General features: G+C 40.7%; 14 protein-coding genes. 8 read left to right on the top strand and 6 right to left on the bottom strand.

What is annotated here, in order from left to right; all coding sequences use genetic code 11:
- Window positions 1-145 precede the first annotated feature (145 nt).
- The 8 genes from AC1M9M_RS08590 to AC1M9M_RS08555 all read left to right on the top strand — a co-directional run bounded on the left by AC1M9M_RS08590 (window position 146) and on the right by AC1M9M_RS08555 (window position 9565).
- Entirely contained in the window at window positions 146-1639 is a 1494-nt protein-coding gene (locus AC1M9M_RS08590; RefSeq protein WP_481596127.1) for a UvrD-helicase domain-containing protein, read from the top strand.
- A 27-nt stretch (window positions 1640-1666) separates the two neighbouring features.
- Window positions 1667-3034: an AAA family ATPase gene (locus AC1M9M_RS08585; protein ID WP_481596126.1), complete on the top strand. Its 1368-nt coding sequence runs from the start codon at window positions 1667-1669 to the stop codon at window positions 3032-3034.
- A 314-nt stretch (window positions 3035-3348) separates the two neighbouring features.
- A complete protein-coding gene (locus tag AC1M9M_RS08580; protein ID WP_481596125.1) occupies window positions 3349-6186 on the top strand; it encodes a monovalent cation/H+ antiporter subunit A in 2838 nt (945 codons plus the stop codon).
- 3 nt (window positions 6187-6189) lie between these two features.
- Window positions 6190-6555 carry a Na+/H+ antiporter subunit C gene (locus AC1M9M_RS08575; protein ID WP_092767259.1) on the top strand — a complete coding sequence of 122 codons (366 nt, stop codon included), beginning with the start codon at window positions 6190-6192 and terminating at the stop codon, window positions 6553-6555.
- The gene (locus AC1M9M_RS08570) at window positions 6555-8366 is read left to right on the top strand and encodes a monovalent cation/H+ antiporter subunit D (RefSeq protein WP_481596124.1); all 1812 of its coding nucleotides are present in this window, start codon (window positions 6555-6557) and stop codon (window positions 8364-8366) included. Before AC1M9M_RS08575 ends, AC1M9M_RS08570 begins: the two co-directional genes overlap by 1 nt.
- Complete coding sequence (locus tag AC1M9M_RS08565) at window positions 8367-8891, top strand: Na+/H+ antiporter subunit E (RefSeq protein ID WP_481596123.1); 525 nt, start codon at window positions 8367-8369, stop codon at window positions 8889-8891. It abuts the gene before it with no gap.
- Window positions 8888-9163: a monovalent cation/H+ antiporter subunit F gene (locus AC1M9M_RS08560; RefSeq protein WP_481596122.1), complete on the top strand. Its 276-nt coding sequence runs from the start codon at window positions 8888-8890 to the stop codon at window positions 9161-9163. The genes AC1M9M_RS08565 and AC1M9M_RS08560 overlap by 4 nt, the downstream gene beginning before the upstream one ends.
- Before the next feature lie 9 nt (window positions 9164-9172).
- Window positions 9173-9565: a Na+/H+ antiporter subunit G gene (locus tag AC1M9M_RS08555; RefSeq protein ID WP_481596121.1), complete on the top strand. Its 393-nt coding sequence runs from the start codon at window positions 9173-9175 to the stop codon at window positions 9563-9565.
- 34 nt (window positions 9566-9599) lie between these two features.
- Here AC1M9M_RS08555 and AC1M9M_RS08550 read toward each other — a convergent pair whose 3' ends face one another.
- From AC1M9M_RS08550 to aroK, 6 genes are all read right to left on the bottom strand, one after another.
- On the bottom strand, window positions 9600-10490 hold the full coding sequence (locus AC1M9M_RS08550) for a metal-dependent hydrolase (protein ID WP_481589148.1): 891 nt from the start codon (window positions 10488-10490) through the stop codon (window positions 9600-9602).
- A gap of 281 nt (window positions 10491-10771) precedes the next feature.
- Entirely contained in the window at window positions 10772-12193 is a 1422-nt protein-coding gene (locus tag AC1M9M_RS08545) for an FAD-dependent oxidoreductase (protein WP_035263992.1), read from the bottom strand.
- Window positions 12194-12265: 72 nt separating this feature from the next.
- Window positions 12266-16741, bottom strand: a complete 4476-nt coding sequence (gltB, locus tag AC1M9M_RS08540; RefSeq protein ID WP_481596120.1) for a glutamate synthase large subunit — start codon at window positions 16739-16741, stop codon at window positions 12266-12268.
- Window positions 16742-17154: 413 nt separating this feature from the next.
- The gene (locus tag AC1M9M_RS08535; RefSeq protein ID WP_481596119.1) at window positions 17155-18000 is read right to left on the bottom strand and encodes a hypothetical protein; all 846 of its coding nucleotides are present in this window, start codon (window positions 17998-18000) and stop codon (window positions 17155-17157) included.
- Between the two features lie 14 nt (window positions 18001-18014).
- Window positions 18015-19094 carry a 3-dehydroquinate synthase gene (gene aroB / locus AC1M9M_RS08530; protein WP_481596118.1) on the bottom strand — a complete coding sequence of 360 codons (1080 nt, stop codon included), beginning with the start codon at window positions 19092-19094 and terminating at the stop codon, window positions 18015-18017.
- A 25-nt stretch (window positions 19095-19119) separates the two neighbouring features.
- Window positions 19120-19662 carry a shikimate kinase AroK gene (gene aroK, locus AC1M9M_RS08525; RefSeq protein WP_035263975.1) on the bottom strand — a complete coding sequence of 181 codons (543 nt, stop codon included), beginning with the start codon at window positions 19660-19662 and terminating at the stop codon, window positions 19120-19122.
- Between the last annotated feature and the right edge of the window lie 25 nt (window positions 19663-19687).

Here is a 19687-nt window from a genome sequence, read left to right as displayed (position 1 = left end):
TGTTCAAACATGGCTTTTTTATTTAATTCGGCTTTTTAAGTCGCCGAAGACTCCCCATCCAAAAAGAAAAAGATTGAACTCTCCCCTTTGTAAATTCTTGCTATACTCACTGATCATTTTAAAACCATTGAAGATTTATTAACCTGTGTCTGTCATTGTCAAACCTACCTTAGAACAAGAAATTGCGATTCAACAAGCGCAATCTGGTCAATCCTTCAAAGTGATTGCCTATGCAGGTACAGGTAAAACAACAACGCTTAAATTAGTCAGTGATGCGATGCAACAGCGTCGCGGTATGTATCTTGCCTTTAACAAAGCGATTGCCAGCGAGGCTCAACAAAAATTTCATCAGCGCGTGGATTGTCGTACATTCCACTCTTTAGCATTTCGAAGCGTTCCACGTGGAGTGACTGATAAACTTAGACTCCCACGCTTGAGCCCGAGCTTTATTGCCAAAGAATACCGTTTGCAACCCATCACATTACGCCGACTCATGGGGGGGCGTTACGAAAAATATGCGCTTATGCCTAGTCGTTTGGCGGGCTTAGTTGCAAATGCTGTCAGTTATTTCTGTTCAACAAGCTCGCAATATCCTGCACCCCGCCATATTCAAGCACCAAGTTGGCTACATGCTGACGATATTGCGGTATTACAGCAACACCTTTATCCTGCAGTCGAACGTCGTTGGTTAGAATCAATCGACCCTAATCATCAGGCTGGCATTGGGCATGACATCTATCTCAAATTATGGGCTTTATCAGATCCTTTTATACCCGCAGACTATGTATTGTTTGATGAAGCACAGGATGCTGACCCCCTGATGCTGGGGATTTTACTCAAGCAAAAAAGTACGCAAGTCATCTATGTCGGCGATGCACATCAACAAATTTATGCATGGCGTGGGGCAGTCAATGCGATGCAACAAATGCCTTTACCCGAATCGCGCCTAACCACTTCATTCCGTTTTGGTAATGATATTGCTGAAGTTGCTAATCACTTATTAGGCGCACTCAATGAGACTGTTCCATTGATTGGCAACCCCGAACTCCAATCAAAAGTCGTCAACAAGCCTCATACCAAAATGCGAGATGCGATTTTGTGCCGTACTAACGCACGCGCGATGGAACTTTTACTCTCAGGGTTAGTTCAAGGAGACAAAGTGAGCCTACAAGCCGATCATGCGAAATTAAATCGCTTTGTTGATGCTGCAAGCTTACTTAAACAAGGTAAAAGAGTAACGGACGTTCCAGAGTTAGCTTGGTTCAACTCTTGGCATGATGTGCATGAATATTGTGAAACAAATGATGGTAGTGACATCAAGCCTTTGGTTAAATTGGTCGATGAACATGGTACAGACCCACTTAAACGAGCACTTGCCAAAATCACACCCATTGAACAAGCGGACTATGTAATCTCAACCGCTCATAAAGCCAAAGGTTTAGAGTGGAATCGTGTGCATTTAGAAGATGATTACCAATTTAAAATTAATGGACTAGAACATAAAATTAGCGATGAAGAATTACGTTTACTTTATGTTGCATGCACACGAGCAAAAAGCAGCTTAAATATTCATCATATTTATGATTTAATACAACAACTCAAACTTAAATCCACGATTAAAACGAAAGCAACAGCATAATCCCCTACGATAAGTTGCAGGCAAAATATGAAAGTTCAATCTATTCAGTTACGTCACTGTTATCATTTTTCAGATATAAAAATTAAATTTAATCCAACTCAACGACCAATATCTATTATTTTAGGTGATCAGGCCTCTGGTAAAACTGCGATTATTAAAAATATTTATCAAGCTTTAACGTGGTTTGCTGCACGTGCCAAAGATTTAAGAACCGCTGGTGTAGTCATGCTTGATTCTGATATTAAGCACAAACACATTCAAGCCAAAATAGATATTTGTGTTCAATATCCCACTGATATTGGATCTATTGAACAGGCTGTGACTGTGCAACACAATGAAGATGGTTTGTGCGAATGGCAACTCTATAAAACATTAACCAGTAAAGGTGTAGGTCATAGTAAAGCGCTAACGACTCAATTAGAATCACTCGTTCATCTTTATCAACAAGCGATCAAACAAGATCCTGCTCAAGGCATGCCTATGGTGGCCTACTATCCTTCTGATCGTTTTATCAACGAAGTGAATTTGCTAAGCAAAAATAATCCTGCTGTATTACAAACACATGCAGCCTACGAACTTGCAGCACTCCCTTATACAACCTTTGCTCGGTTCTTCGAATGGTTTCGTGAAATTAGTGACATCGAAAATGCACGATTAGCACAAGTTTTTCAAAAAATTCAAACCAATCAAAAATTATCCTCTCATCATGACCAAGAGGATTTAGTTGCAAAATTATTGAATCTTGAAGCAGAGATGCAACTACCATCACTCAAAGCACTCAAGAAAGCCATCCAGACATTATTCCCATCGATCAGTGACATTTATATTGAATACACGCCCAAGATCCAATTGATGCTGGTACAAAATGGTCAAGAAATTCCTTTTTCGCAATTATCTAATTCGTATCGTCAATGGTTGTGTTTAGTAGGTGATATTGTCAGACGACTTTGTCTCCTGAATCCTCATAGTATTGACCCATGCCTTGATGGTGAAGGCATTCTATTAATTGACAATATTGATGCTCAAGTAGATGAAGATTTTGTGCAAAACGTACTCAGCCGTTTGCATGAAGCATTCCCACAAATTCAAATTATCGCATCTGCATGCTCTGAATTGATTTTAAACAATGAAGTAGATATACAACATTTTAAGTTAGAAAATAGAAAAATTGTTGAAGTAGAACAAAACCAAATCAGGGAACAATATGATGAACTATTTGCTCAACTCATGGCTAATGATTTACAAGATGATCAAATCACTGAAGTGAGTCGATCTACTGATACGCTTGATGGCTTGCGTTTGTTTGAATACTTCAAAAATTTATCATTGTCAGAAAAACAGCGCTTTATTGAGTATCTCCAAGCTGGAGATTTATCGAGTATTTCATCACCCTAATTGATTGGAATTAGATGAATTAATCGGGTATGACTCACTCAATTTAAACAGAAATTTAAGCTTTTTTTCGCTATAATTCTGAATTGTGTAGCTAAAAAGTTTGATGTAATTTTATACATGTAATAAAATCTACTCATTCATTTTTTAATCAAAAAATGTCTATTTCTTTGCATTAGCTTTCCAAGTTGCGCAACACAACTTGTTTTTGTTTTTAAAATTCGTTCGGCTTTCAAAGTTTAAGTAGTTGGATGACTCTTTGCCATCCTCAAGCTTTTGAAAGATAAAACTCATCATAGGTTCCGACCTACAACTCTATGGATACGAGTGTGCTACCGATTATTATATTGTTACCATTAATACTTGGCACTTTTCTTGTCCTCTGGCTGCAAAAAATCTCTCGCGGGGCGACAGCATTAGGGGCAATTGGAGTCAGCTTAACAAGTTTTATCTTGTTGCTGACTCAAGCCAAAGACGTCTTTCAAGGTCAAGTCCTCTCTGAACATTGGTCATGGTTACCACAGTTTGGTATCGACTTAAGCTTTAGACTTGATGCATTAGGCTTGATCTTCTCCCTTCTTATTACAGGGATTGGGACGCTCATTTATATTTATGCTTATTATTATTTAAATCATAAAAACTCTCTAAGTAAGCTATATTTCTTACTGATGCTGTTCATGGCCGCCATGCTCGGCATTTCACTTTCTAATAATTTACTTATTCTTCTTGTCTTTTGGGAAATGACCAGTATTTCGTCATTTCTTTTAGTAGGTTATTGGAGTAACTACGAAGCAGCACAGCGTGGCTCAAGAATGGCCTTAACCATCACGGGTATGGGTGGTTTAGCCATGCTCGGTGGTTTTATTCTCTTAGGTCAAATCACTGGCACATATCAAATTGATCAAATCCTCAATATGACGGCGCAGATTCAATCGAGTCATTTATTTGTGCCAGCCTTGCTCCTTATTCTTTTAGGTGCATTCACCAAAAGTGCTCAATTCCCTTTCCATTTTTGGTTGCCAAATGCAATGGCTGCTCCAACACCCGTGTCAGCTTATTTGCATTCAGCGACAATGGTGAAAGCCGGAATTTTCTTACTGGCGCGCTTAATGCCGATCTTTGTTGGTTCTGCTTTGTATCATAACCTCGTCACATTCATTGGTTTATTTACCTTATGTATGGCCGCGTTCTTTGCCATTTTTAAGGAAGATCTGAAAGGTTTGCTTGCCTACTCCACCATTAGTCATTTAGGCTTGATCGTTTGCTTACTTGGGATTGGTTCACCACTCGCTGTGGCTGCAGCTATTTTTCATATCATTAACCATGCGACCTTTAAAGCAGCATTATTCATGATCGCTGGTATTATCGACCATGAAACAGGTACACGTGATTTACGAAAACTCAGTGGGGTATGGCAGTTACTTCCATTTACAGCGACTTTAACCATGATCACAGCAGCCTCAATGGCTGGTGTACCACTGACCAATGGATTCTTATCCAAAGAAATGTTCTTTACTGAACTATTAGCGAATCTCTCGGGTGGTGTAGGTATCTTCGCAGCAATTATTGCAACACTCGCAGGTCTGTTTGCTGTCGCGTATTCTATTCGTTTAGTTCATGGCGTATTTTTTGATGGTGATTTAGGCAAAGCGATTCCAAATAAAGATGCGCATGAACCACCAATTGGTATGCGTGCACCTGCAATCTTATTAGCTACATTATGTATTGCAGTGGGTCTATTACCAGCGCTCTTAGTAGGCGATATCGTCAATGCTGGTGCACGAGCAAGCACCAACCTTACAGCTTTTGAAGGCGTACATCTAGCAATCTGGCATGGCTTTAACGTGCCTTTATTGATGAGTGCGATTGCATTGATTGGCGGTATTATTTTTTATTTTAGTCTTGCGAAGAACAGTAGAATTCGTGACATTGACCTTGATCCAATACTTGGCAAACTTCAAGGTAAAGTCCTGTTTGATCTCTTTCTCAAACATTTGCTCTTAAATTCGCGAAAATTAAAAAGAGCAACAGAAACAGGTTCTCTACAAAACTATTTATTGTGGATATTAATTTTTGCTGTTGCTTTAGTCTCCATGCCTCTCATTGGTCAAGTTATTTATGCAGGTACACGCGAACTGACGCATGCACCATTGGTTGCAATCGTGCTTTGGTTATTACTGTTTTCAGCGTGCTGGATGATGCTTTGGTTTCACCATGAACGCATTAAAGCCGTTCTTATCAGTGGAGCAATCGGTCTTGTCGTGACGATGGTCTTTGTTACGATGTCAGCACCAGACCTGGCACTCACACAAATCACAGTCGATGTTGTGACAACTGTTTTACTTCTGATGAGTCTGTCCCTCTTACCACAACTTACGCCTTATGAATCTTCACGCACTCGTCGTTGGAGAGATGCGGTGATTGCAATCATCGGAGGCCTAGGAATCGGTTGGATCACTTGGATGATTCTAACGCGTGATCACAATTCAATCTCATGGTTCTTTGTTCAACAATCTCTACCGCTCGGTGGTGGTTCAAATATTGTGAACGTAATTTTAGTCGATTTCCGTGGATTTGATACCTTTGGTGAAATCACAGTACTGGGTATTGCTGCGATTGGGACACTGTGTTTAATGGATGGAATGCGTGCTCATGGTACGACCATTACACAAGGCTTAACCTATCGCTTTAATCCATCACCGTTGATGTTCCGAATGACCGCATCTTGGGTCCTTCCGATTGCCTTAGTCGTCAGCTTATATATTTTCTTACGCGGACATAATCTTCCAGGGGGTGGCTTTATCGCAGGTCTCATTACATCAATGGCGCTTGTGATTCAGTACATTGCACTAGGTCAAGATCACACTGAACAACTCTTACGAGCAAAGTCTGGGCGTCTTTATGAAATTTGGATTGGTACTGGCTTAACTATTGCTGGTCTGACTGGGGTCGCTGCGTGGTTCTGGGGTCGACCATTCCTGACCAGTGCTCATATTTATGTAGAGCCGATCATTCTCGGAAAAATGCATTTGCCATCTGCTGCAGCATTTGATGTTGGTGTCTATGTCACAGTCGTTGGTGCAACAATGCTCATGATTTCCGTTTTAGGCGACTCACGCAACTCAAGCATCACCGGCCCTGTACCGAAGGAGTAAAGAATGATTAGTTTAGAATTTTTACTCGCCTCCGCTATTGGATTATTGGTTGCCACTGGTATTTATCTGATTTTACGTGCCCGCACTTTCCCTGTAGTACTAGGCTTGGCCATGATAGGGTATGCAGTCAATTTATTTCTCTTCGCAATGGGGCGGATTCAATTAAATTCACCTGCGATTTTAACCAATGCCACTCAAGTTACAGATCCATTACCTCAAGCACTTGTATTAACGGCAATTGTAATCGGTTTTGCCACAACTGCTTTTATCGTGCAACTAGCATTGAGAAGTCGTTATGAATCGGGTACTGATCATGTTGACTCTAAAGAAGAAATAATCAATACAGACCCAAGAGAGGATGAGCCTTAATGATGAATTTTTATGATTTATGGCTCACCCACTCGCCAATTTTAAGTATTTTAATTCCGACATTTACTGCATTTATTTTAGTGCTATTGGGTAATCCAGGTTCAGGATCTTTAGCGCATGACTGGCGTCAACCTTGGCGTCGTGGAATCAGTTTAACATCGGTTTTTCTTGGTTTAGCGACTGCAATCATTTACTTAATTCAGGCGAACTCTGGTCAGATCTATGTGTATAGTTTAAGCGAGTGGTCAGCTCCTTTTGGCATTGTACTTGTACTAGATCGTTTGGCAGCCTTTATGCTCGTGCTCACCTATGCTCTTGCGACACCAATTATTTGGTTTGCAAGTAAAGAATGGGATGAACGTGGACGCTATTTCCATGCAATGAGCCATTTTTTACTCATGGGATTATGTGGTGCATTTCTAACAGGCGACTTATTTAACTTGTTTGTTTTCTTTGAAGTGCTGTTGATGGCTTCATATGTATTGCTTCTACATGGTCAAGGCAAAGCACGTTTCCAACTTGGTATTCACTATGTAACGATCAACCTATTAGCGTCTGCATTCTTTTTGATTGGCTTAGGGATGATTTATGGTAATACTGGTAGCCTGAATATGGCTGATGTGGGTCGAATTGTACGTACACTTGAAGGTGATCAGTACAATATGGCAGTTGCAGGCGGATTAATGCTGTTTGTAGTCTTTGGTATCAAGGCTGCAATCCTCCCTGTCGGACTATGGCTACCTAAAACTTATGCCGTCGCCACGACCCCTGTAGCCGCATTATTCACCATCATGACCAAAGTGGGTATCTATGCCATTTTACGTGTGAATGGAACCGTATTCACCGATGAGCTTTCGCGAGAAATTCTCAGCACTTGGCTGCTTCCAATTGGTTTAATTACGACTATTTATGGTGTAATTGGTGCGATTGGTGCAGAGCGAATGCGTCGTTTTGTTGGTTTCATGATCCTATCGTCTATAGGAACGATTGCAATCGCCCTTTCTCTGATGACTGCAGATGCTTGGGCTGCAGCGCTATATTACCTCGTGCATAGTACGATTATTGCCGCTGCATTCTACTTGCTATGCGGTTGGATTACTTCGCAGCGTGGTGCATTCAAAGATCATCTAAAAATCGCACCAATCATGAAACAGCAGACGCTAGTTTCGATTTGCTTCTTCATTATTGCACTCATGATGGCAGGGCTTCCACCCTTCAGTGGATTCTTTGGAAAAGTATTTATCCTTCAAGCGGCCTCTGTATCTAGCTATCAATTGCTCATTATTATTGTCATTCTGATTGTGAGCTTGCTTAGTATCATTGCTTTTACGCGCTTAGGATTTGTCATTTTCTGGCGTTCTACAACTCCTGAAAACAATCCTAAAGAAGAAGCATATTTGGAATATCAAAAATTACCAAATCAGGCACCACCTCGTAATCACACCACGATTTATATTTTCCTGATTGGCCTTATTGCTTATGTAGCTTTCGCAAATCCAATTACTCAGTATATTCAATATACCGCAGTCCAACTGAATGATTCTGAGCAATATATTGCAGCTGTCCTGAAAAAAGATGAACAAGGCAAAGTGATTAGTGTGCAACCATTTGATCCAAATTATCTGCCAGAAACAAAATATGGCGGGGAATCTGCAGACCAAAATGCGCATTATATTCCACATATCGTAAGCGAGAAGGCACTCGAAGGAGAACATATATCTGAGTACAAGCAACGTCAAATTAAAGAGCAAGAATTGAATCAGCTTCAGCCTGAAGAAGTTCAATCTAAACTTCAACCGATGGAGCAATAAATGAAACAACAAAGTTCTCTACTCGATCGAGTTTTCCCGCATCCTTTTGTTTCTGTGATTGTGGGAATAAGTTGGCTAATGCTGGCACAAAGCGCTCAGTTTTTTGATATTTTAGTTGCCATTGTGATTGGTTTAGTCATCCCAAAATTGGTACAACCTTTTATCGTTCGCACACCCAATATTCATTGGGATTTAGCGTGCAAATTAATTTTGGTCGTACTTTGGGACATTATCATCAGTAATATCCGTGTCGCTAAGCAAGTGCTTGGACCAACTGACCGTCTTCATCCCAAGTGGTATCGTGTTCCATTAGATACTGATCATGATCAGGTCAACAGCTTATTGGCAATGATCATTACGACTACACCTGGCACAGTAAGTGCTGGAATCGACCAAGAACGCGGTGACATTTTGGTTCATTCAATTAACTCAGATGATCCCGAAGCTGATATTTTGGAAATCAAACAACGCTATGAAGTACCACTTATGGCGATTTTCCATGTGAAACAAGGAGATTCAGCATGACGATCTTACTTTATGCATTGGGAATTAGTTTGATTGGAATTACGATTTCAATGCTGCTCTGCTTAATACGTTTAGTCATTGGTCCTTCTATGGTAGATCGACTACTCGCACTAGATACTTTATTTCTGAATGCAACCTGCTTGGTCGTGGTACTTGGAATTTTTTGGGCAAGTACTTCATTGTTCGAAGGTGCATTGTTGGTGGCAATGCTTGGATTCGTATCCACAGCAGCATTGGCTCGTTATTTTACGACAGGCCATGTGGTGGACTAGGAGAACAATATGAATACTCAGCTCATCATGGAAATCTTAGTTTCATTCTTCCTTCTTACGGGTGCCTTCTTTACCCTTGTAGGTGGAATTGGAATCGTAAAGTTACCCGATCTGTTCATGCGTCTGCATGCCCCTACAAAGTCGAGCACACTAGGCTTAGGTAGTTTTTTAATAGCAGCTATGATTTATTCAGCTTTTCATAGTCGCTTTGGGTTTGCTGAACTACTGATTACATTACTTGCCTTTATTACGGCGCCTGTATCGGCAAATTTAATTGCACAAGCTGCATTACATTTACGTTTACGCTCTACATCAGGCGATGTCCCCGAAGCACTAGACCGCCCTCTCCCTTGGCAGCGCCAAAGAAGAATGCGTCAGTTTAATCAAGACTCATCTAAGTAATAAAAAAACCTAGCTTTCGCTAGGTTTTTTTTTGTTAGCTATATAGTACAGGTTGGGGATGCTCTTGGAAGCCTTCCACTTGATATTCTTCAGCTAATTTTGCCTTCCAATGATTCACGATATCCGTATAGTCAATTTCAGAAGGATGAAAATCTTCTTTGTAATATGATAAATATTCTGGAATTAGCTCGATCATCATTTTAGAAATCAGGTAAATACCATATAAGTTTCCACTGACCTTCGGTAAGCTTTTTCGACGATCTTGCCAAAATAATCGAGTCGCTGAATAAAATGTAAGACTCGCGAAACCTGTGGTTACGCTACGCATAATATTGCGGCGCACTTTGGTATCTTTGTATACCGCTTGATAGACATCAAATGCAACTGCTCGATGTTCAATTTCTTCAATAGCATGCCACACCCAAAGCTTAGTTGCATCTTCATCTAAGGTCGACAGGACTTCAGGATGACGAAGAATATAACCACCCAATAACGCTGTAAAATGCTCAAAAGCACAGGTAATTGCTAACTGCAATTTTGGATGGGTAGTACGAATAAATTCATCGCGTCGCGCTAACCATGCTTGAAAGTTGTCAAGTTGATAATCATCACGGCGCCAAGCGTCATTAAATTCCGCATGTGCTTTTGAATGCATCGCTTCTTGACCAATAAATGCTGCAATCTGCGCTTGTAATTTTTCATCTTTCACTTTATCTCGTACATTACGAACACTATGAACAAAGAATTGTTCACCAATTGGAAAGGTAGAAGAAAGTGCCGTTAACAAGTGTGACATGACAGGAGAATTCGCGAAAAAATGGCGTCGTATGGCTTTAGGATTATAATTTAAACGTCGTACGGTAATCCCAATCGCTTTTGGACGATTTAAATAAGATTTATCTTTGGCGATTTGTGTAGTTGTCATTTTAGAGCCTATATGGATATAGCATTTCTTATTCATACTGTCAGAATAAATCAGATTTAATATTGCAAAAATAACCACACAGACAAATAAATTATATTTTTTGCCAATAAAGTCGCAAATTAAATTACAACTCCATTCTCTTTTTTAATTTAATTACATGATTCTTAAGATAGTTCTTGAATTGGATACTTTTGAATATTCAACAAGAGATTGTCAAACAAGTCATGCATATAAATGAAAAATCCTACCGAAGTAGGATTTTTTGTAAGGCATGTTTTCGTTTAAACATCAAGATAATCTAAAATACCTTCAGCAGCCTGACGTCCTTCCCAAATCGCAGTTACGACCAAGTCAGAACCACGCACCATATCTCCACCGGCAAAGATTTTCGGATTAGAAGTTTGGAACTTGTATTGTTGATGCTCAGGAGCAACGACACGACCTGAACCATCTAAATTAATACTTACATCATTAAACCATTCTGCAGGGCTTGTACGGAAACCAAAGGCCAACAGCACTGCATCAGCAGGTAAGATTTCCTCTGAACCTGGGATCGGTTCAGGACTGCGACGACCACGACTATCAGGCTCACTGAGTTGAGTCGTCACAAATTTAACACCTGTGACCTTTCCATTCTCACCCACGATTTCGATCGGCTGACGATTGAACTGAAATTCAACACCTTCTTCTCGCGCATTTTTAACTTCACGGCGTGAACCTGGCATGTTTTCTTCATCGCGGCGGTATGCACAAGTGACAGATGTTGCACCTTGGCGGATTGAAGTACGGTTACAGTCCATAGCAGTATCACCGCCACCGAGTACAATAACTTTCTTACCTTCCACACTGATAAATTCTGAAGGATCTTTCTCCCAACCTTGGCAACGATTCACATTGGCAATTAAGAAATCAAGCGCATCATAAACACCTTCCAAATCTTCACCTGCGAAACCACCTTTCATGTATGTGTATGTTCCCATACCCATGAAGACAGCGTCATAATCAGCAAGCAATTGATCAATAGTGATGTCTGTGCCAATTTCTGTATTTAAACGAAATTCAATCCCCATGCCTGTAAAGATTTCACGACGACGTTTCATCACGTCCTTTTCCATCTTAAATTCAGGAATACCAAAGGTCAGCAAACCACCAATTTCTGGGCGCTTATCAAATACGACAGGTTTAACACCATTGCGCACCAAAATGTCCGCACAACCTAGACCTGCAGGGCCTGCACCAATAATCGCGACTTTTTTATCTGTCCATTTGACATGAGACATGTCAGGACGCCAGCCTAATGCAAATGCCGTATCATTAATATACTTTTCAGCATTTCCAATGGTCACCGCACCAAACCCATCATTTAGTGTACATGCACCTTCACACAAACGGTCTTGAGGACAAACTCGACCACACACCTCCGGTAGAGTATTGGTTTGGTGGCAAAGCTCTGCTGCTTGAAAAATACGACCTTCAGCAATCAGTTTTAACCAGTTTGGAATATAGTTATGTACTGGACATTTCCATTCACAGTAAGGGTTACCACAACCTAAACAGCGATGTGTTTGGTTTTTCGCAACTTCAGCTGTAAAGGGTTTATAAATTTCCACAAACTCAGCTTTGCGGACGTTGAGATCTTTTTTCTCTGGATCTTGGCGTGCGACATCCAGGAATTGAAAGTCATTATTAAGGCGTTCTGCCATGTCTCTCTCCGTGGGTAAATGCAGTCTATTGTTAGTTCAGCTGCATCTGCCTATATATCTGCAGTAGTGGAATTATTGAGGATCAGCTTGAGTTGTTTTTAATAAAGTCTGCAAGTTTGCAGCTTTTGGTTTCACCAACCAGAATTTACGGCTGTAGAAATCAAACTCGTTACGGATCTTGTACGCCCAAGCACTACCAGTTTCCTTAATATGCTCATCTAAAATGCGGCTTAAGAACTCTTTATGTTCTTCCATTGATTCGGTCGAAATACGATTAAGCTCGATCAACTCGTGGTTATAATGATCAACAAAGTCATTATCTAAATCAAGTACATAAGCAAAACCACCTGTCATACCTGCACCGAAGTTATGACCAACTTTACCCAGTACCGTCACAATACCACCTGTCATGTATTCACAACAGTGATCTCCAGCACCCTCAATCACCGCGAACGCACCTGAGTTACGAACAGCAAAACGTTCACCAGCTGTACCTGCAGCAAATAATTTACCGCCTGTTGCACCATATAAACATGTGTTACCAATGATCGCTGTTTCTTGTGTTTGGAATGGAGAACCCTTCGGTGGGAAAATTGAGATACGACCACCCGCCATACCTTTACCCACATAGTCATTCGCATCACCCTCAAGCTTGATATGCAGGCCACCCGCATTCCATACACCAAGTGATTGTCCAGCAGTACCTGTCAAATTCACTTTAACAGGGTGTGCTTCCATACTTAAGTTACCATAGCGACGAGCGATCTCACCTGAAACACGTGCCCCAATAGAACGGTCACAGTTACCAATGCTAAAACTGTATTCACCACCTGTACCAGCTTCAATCGCAGGCAATATTTCTGCGATCATAGACTCAGCCAAAACACCTTTATCAAATGGTGCATTTCCTTCGACTTCGCAATATTGAGCTTTGCCTTCAGCAGCTGGATGTGATTCAAGTAAAGCACTTAAATCTAGGTGAGCATGCTTATCTGTTTCACCAGGTAGCATTTCTAGTAAATCGGTACGACCAATCAAGTCTTTCAAACTTGATACACCTAATGCAGCCAACCACTCACGTGTTTCTTCAGCAATAAAGGTGAAGAAGTTAATGAGCATTTGTGGTTCACCGATATAGTGCTCTTGACGCAAATGATCTTGCTGAGTCGCTACACCAGTCGCACAGTTATTTAAGTGGCAGATACGGAGGTATTTACAACCCAACGCAATCATTGGTGTAGAACCAAAACCGAAGCTTTCCGCACCTAAAATAGCTGCTTTCACGACATCTAGACCCGTTTTTAAACCACCATCCGTTTGAACGCGAACTTTACCACGCAAATCATTTACACGAAGGGCTTGATGCGCTTCAGAAAGACCAAGCTCCCATGGCGAACCCGCATGATGAATCGAAGACAATGGCGATGCTGCTGTACCACCGTCATAACCAGAGATGGTAATAAAGTCAGCATAGGCTTTTGCAACACCCGCAGCAATCGTACCCACACCTGGCTCAGATACCAGTTTTACAGAGACCATCGCTTGAGGGTTAACTTGTTTTAAATCAAAAATTAACTGCGATAAATCTTCGATTGAATAAATATCGTGGTGCGGTGGTGGAGAAATTAATGTCACACCCGGTACAGAATAGCGTAAACGTGCAATTAAGCCATTCACTTTACCACCTGGCAACTGACCACCTTCACCCGGTTTTGCACCTTGTGCCACTTTAATTTGCAGTACTTCTGCAGAAGTTAAGTAAGCAGGCGTTACACCAAAACGACCTGATGCGATTTGTTTGATTTTTGAGTTCCGGATTGTGCCGTAACGCGCTGGATCTTCACCACCCTCACCTGAGTTCGAACGACCACCAATTGTATTCATTGCAATGGCAATCGCTTCATGTGCTTCTGGTGATAATGCCCCTAAAGACATCCCTGCAGAGTCAAAACGCGGAAGAATCGCTTCTACAGATTCAACTTGATCCAGTGGAATTGAATTTTCTGTTTTGAGTTTAAATAAATCACGAATGGTTGCCACTGGACGATTATTTACAAGCTCAGCATATTCTTTGAAATCTTCATATTTCCCAGAACGTACAGATTTATGTAGAGCATTAATTACATCAGGATTAAAAGCGTGATATTCCTTATCAAATACAAATTTCAGCAAACCACCTTGCTCAATTGGCTTACGTGATTTCCAAGCGGTTTCTGCTAATTTTTTCAAATCATTTTCAAGATCAGCAAAAGTAGCACCTTTAATACGGCTTGGAACACCTGTGAAGCATTTATTAACAACTTCTTCAGATAAACCGACAGCTTCAAATAACTGCCCACCACGATATGAAGCAACAGTCGAAATACCCATTTTTGAAAGGACTTTCAGCAATCCTTTTTCAATCCCTTTACGGAAATTCGCTTGTGCATGAATCGGATCACCTAACAACTCACCTTTCGCAATTAAATCATTAATGACGTCATATGCAAGATATGGGTAAATTGCTGTTGCGCCAAAGCCAAGCATTACGGCAAACTGGTGTGGATCACGCGCTAAAGCTGTTTCAACAATAATGTTTGCATCTGTACGTAAACCTGCATGGATGAGGTAATGGTGGATAGCACCCGTTACCATCGCTGCATTGGCTGGTAAGAACCCTTCACGGATTTTCTTATCGGAAATCACCAATAGGGTTTTGCCATCACGAATTGCTTGCGCTGCTTCTTCACAAATACGTGTAATCGCGGCTTCTAGACCTTCAGTCTCTGCATAGTTTAGATCAATATCTGTAATCTCATAGCCCTTACGACCTAAAGTGCGAATTTGATGCATTTTAGAGTTTGACAGTACAGGACTTGAAATAATTAATCGATCCGCATGCTCTGGACCTTGTTCAAATACATTTTGTTCACGACCCAAACATGTTTCTAAAGACATTACGATCGATTCACGTAATGGATCGATTGGTGGGTTAGTTACTTGAGCAAACTGTTGACGGAAGTAATCTGTTACATGGCGTACTTGACGAGACAATACTGCCATCGGCGTATCATCGCCCATCGAACCTACTGCTTCTTGACCACTTTCAGCGATTGGACGTAATAACTGATCTCGCTCTTCAAATGTCACCATAAACATTTTTTGCGCTGCTTTTAAAGCATCGCCTTTTAAGCCTTGATCACATAGATATTCTTCTAACTCAGGGCTGCCTTGGATACGCACTGAATTTTCACGCAACCATTGACGATAAGGACGCATTTTTTTCAGATGATTACTGACGTCTTTAGTATCCAGCAATTTACCAGTGAAAGTGTCAATGACTAAGATCTGACCTGGTCCAACACGACCTTTAGAGACCACATCTTCTGGTTCATAACCCCAGACACCAATTTCTGATGCAAGTGTGATGTAACCATTTTTAGTAATTACCCAACGTGCAGGACGTAAGCCATTACGGTCAAGCATACAAATCGCATGACGACCATCTTGAATCACAAGACCTGCTGGCCCGTCCCATGCTTCCATATGTTTAGAGTTGAACTCATAGAATGCACGTAAATCAGCATCTAAAGTTTCAACGTTTTGCCATGCTGGTGGAACGAGCATGCGTAGTGCACGGAATAAATCCATACCTCCACCAACCAAGATCTCGAGCATGTTGTCTAAACTTGAAGAGTCAGAGCCAGTACGGTTTACGATTGGGTTGAGCTCAGTTAAACCAGGTAAGAGCGGGTTTTCAAACTTTGGTGTACGTGCCATCGCCCAGTTACGGTTTGCTGTAATGGTATTAATTTCACCATTGTGCGCTAAGTAACGGAAAGGTTGTGCCAATGGCCAACGTGGCAATGTATTGGTTGAGAAACGCTGATGGAACACTACAATGTGTGATTCCAAACGTGGATCAGCCAAATCTGTATAAAAATCTGCAATCGCTTCAGGCATCATTAAGCCTTTATAAGAGATCACAGTTGAACAAAGTGTTGTAACGTAGAATGAACTATCTTGACTTAATTTTTGTTCAGCACGACGTCGAGCCAAGAATAACTTACGGTTAAACTCAACTTCTTCAACACCCATTGGACAGTTAACAATTACTTGTTCAAATGCTGGCAAAGACTGCATCGCAATTGAGCCTAATGCTTCATTATTGGTTGGCACTAAGCGCCATGCAATTACACGCAAACCTTCTGATTCAATTTCTTTAGTCAGCACTTGTTTTGCATGTGCAGCAATTGCAGGATCTAGGCTAAGAAAAACTGTACCTACTGCAAAAATTTCACTGAGTGTAATATCACTTAAATGTTTTGCTTCTTCACGGAAGAATTGCTTAGGCATAGCCAACAGTAGACCACATCCATCACCCGTCTTACCATCTGCAGCAATACCACCGCGGTGCGTCATACAACTTAAACTATGAATCGCGGTCTTGACCAAGTCATGACTCGCATCACCTTGCATATGGGCGATTAATCCGAAACCACAGTTATCTTTAAACTCATCCGGTTGGTATAGACCTTTAGCGGGAGCTACAGTATTAGGCGATGGCATGTGCATAGCGTACCCTTCATCAACATGGCCCTCATTGGGCAAAACTTATCTATTCTTCAAATACGATTTCTTTATAAAACAAAGACATGATTCTGTATGTCTTTCGTTATTGAACGTCTTTTCTGATTTAATTTCACAAATGTACGAGACGATTTGCACTCATTTAAAGCAGATCAATTTGACTAAATCGCACACTAAATTAAGGTCTTCGCTCCAAAATAGGGACAATTTACTTAATCAGTGCACCAATAAAGCAAAATCTATGCCAATATTTATTTATTCCGTGCAAGCGTTTTATTTCAATTATTTTGTCATTATTAACCGAAAAGGCACCAAATTAGAACCACTTTATCGCACCAATGATGTGCAAATTTATTATGCTTTCGTTTAATTTTGCGCCATTTTATAACATTTTAATTAAATGGATCACTAATTTGAGCCTCTTGATTCCGCTTATCCGTATTATTCTTTGAATTATCGCTCGAAATAGGGTCAACATTCGATTGCGAACGTCTCACATCAACCACATTTCCTGACTGATCTTTTCTTGTAATAGTCACATTGGTTGTTGCCTTAGCAGGATCAACCACAGGGGTTGGCTTAGGACGAACCAGCAATGACTCATCAATCAATGGTACCGCTGCAGGTCGTAATTTAATTTCGTATAATTTTGCAGTTGTTAGTTCTTCAGAACCCATGTCATTGACTTGACCCACAAACTGATTAAAGCCAGCAACTTTAGGCGCTACAGAAGGTGGTAACTTTAAATCCAATCCATTTAAAGTTGTCTTGGCAGCACCTTCCCCCATAAACAGCCCATAACCCAAAATGTACTGTTCAACTTGATCCTCACCACTCAAACGAAAATAAATGTATGGTTTACGATCAGTTTGCTTATTAAGAAAACTTTTAATTACATCTTCATTGGTAACGCGAAATAGTTCGATAAAATAATTATTTTTATTGTCTTGAATAAACTTTGTGCCTCTAAATTCAGGCAAATGGTTTCCTGAAGCCACTTTACGCGCAGTTAATTCCAAAGGTCGCACTTGATCAGTCAGCCCGCCCAAATAATTTGTTGCTGCCACCTTTTCAGGTTGAATCTGGACTTGAGTTTCTTCAATTTGCTTAGACTGAGTAACCAACTCTTTGCTATCAGTCAAAATCCAGAATACAAAAGATGCGACTAAAAACAGTATGCCACCGATCAACCAAATATATTGTTGCGCTGTGCGTGGGGATGAGTGGCGTACCGTCATGAGAAAACCTAAGATTATGCTTGATTACGTAAAATCGCTTGTTTCATTAATTCCACATCAAACTCTTTGGTAATTACTGCTTGCCCTAGCGACTTCAAGAGCACTAAACGTAATTGACCATTCAGGACTTTTTTGTCATGAGACATATATGCCAAAAATTCATCAAGTGGAATTTGAGGACATTTTATCGGTAATTTCGCACGTTGAATGATAATTTTTGTACGTTCAAGGTCAGCTTCTGTGATCCACCCCATTAAATAAGATAAATCTGCCGCCATCACCATTCCCGTCGCCACAGCCTCACCATGTAACCACTCACCATATCCCAGATAAGATTCAATCGCATGTCCAAAGGTATGACCTAAATTCAGTAATGCACGCTCACCCTGTTCTTTCTCGTCATTGGCCACAATTCGCGCTTTGTGTGCACAAGAGCGGTACACTGCTTCAGCAAGTAATTCTGGATGTTGTGCAACGAGACCATCCATGTTTTCCTCAAGCCATGCAAGAAAATCAACATCTCCTAATAGGGCATACTTAATGACTTCAGCCAAACCTGCTGATAACTCACGCTCAGGCAATGTTTTAAGTTGCGCCATATCCGCAAGTACGACCTGTGGCTGCTGGAATGCGCCAATCATGTTTTTGCCTAATGAGTGGTTGATTCCAGTTTTACCGCCAACGCTCGAATCGACTTGCGATAGCAGCGTAGTCGGGACTTGAATAAAATACACTCCGCGTTGGAAACAAGCTGATGCAAATCCAGCCATGTCACCAATCACCCCTCCACCCAAGGCAAGCACTGTACAATCTCGGTTAAATCCTGACTCAAGCAAGGCATCAAAAATTAAATTCAAATGTTCAATATTTTTATAACATTCACCATCAGGTAGAACACATGTCTCAACTTTTTTACCTAAACCTTCCACAGCTGATACATAGTGATTTAAATACAACGGTTTAACCGTTTCATTGGTGACAATCATGACCTGTTGCCCATGAATATAGGGTTCAAGTAATTGTTGCGGATCTAAATCACTACCAATGAAAATAGGATAACGGCGTTCACCGAGTTCAACGAATAAGGTTTGCATGATGTTATAAGCCAATAAAACAAATTTAATTCAATTCTTTTGCGACAATCACATTAAGAATACGTTGTGCCAAATCACGCGCAGCACCTTGATTCGTTTCAATAATATGATGTGCAACTTCGCGATACAGCGGATCACGAATATTCAATAATTCACGTAATTTCTGTTCAGGATTTTCGACTTGTAATAAAGGTCGATTTTTATCACGGTAGGTTCTTTGAAGTTGTATTTCTACGGGAGTATAAAGATAAATCACAATACCTCGATCTTTTAGATAAGATCGATTAATCGACTGAGTAACTGCACCGCCACCCGTCGCAACAACTAAATTTTGTTTTGATGTTAAATCATCAATTACCAGTGATTCACGATGTCTGAATCCCTGTTCACCCTCTTTCTCAAAAATCCATGGGATGGTCGCCCCAGTTTTTCTTTCTATCTCATGATCACTATCAAGAAACTCTCGATGAAGTAAATCTGCAAGATGTCGACCAACGGTTGTTTTACCAGCTCCCATGGGCCCTACCAAATAAATATTCGGTAGGGTTTCAAACTCTTTGCTTGGCAAGGAGTCACCTATTGAATTGCTTTCA

This window comes from Acinetobacter sp. ANC_7503 (genome assembly GCF_056780035.1).
Note: the sequence above shows the minus strand (reverse complement) of the source record. Positions and strands in the feature narration are given on the sequence as shown.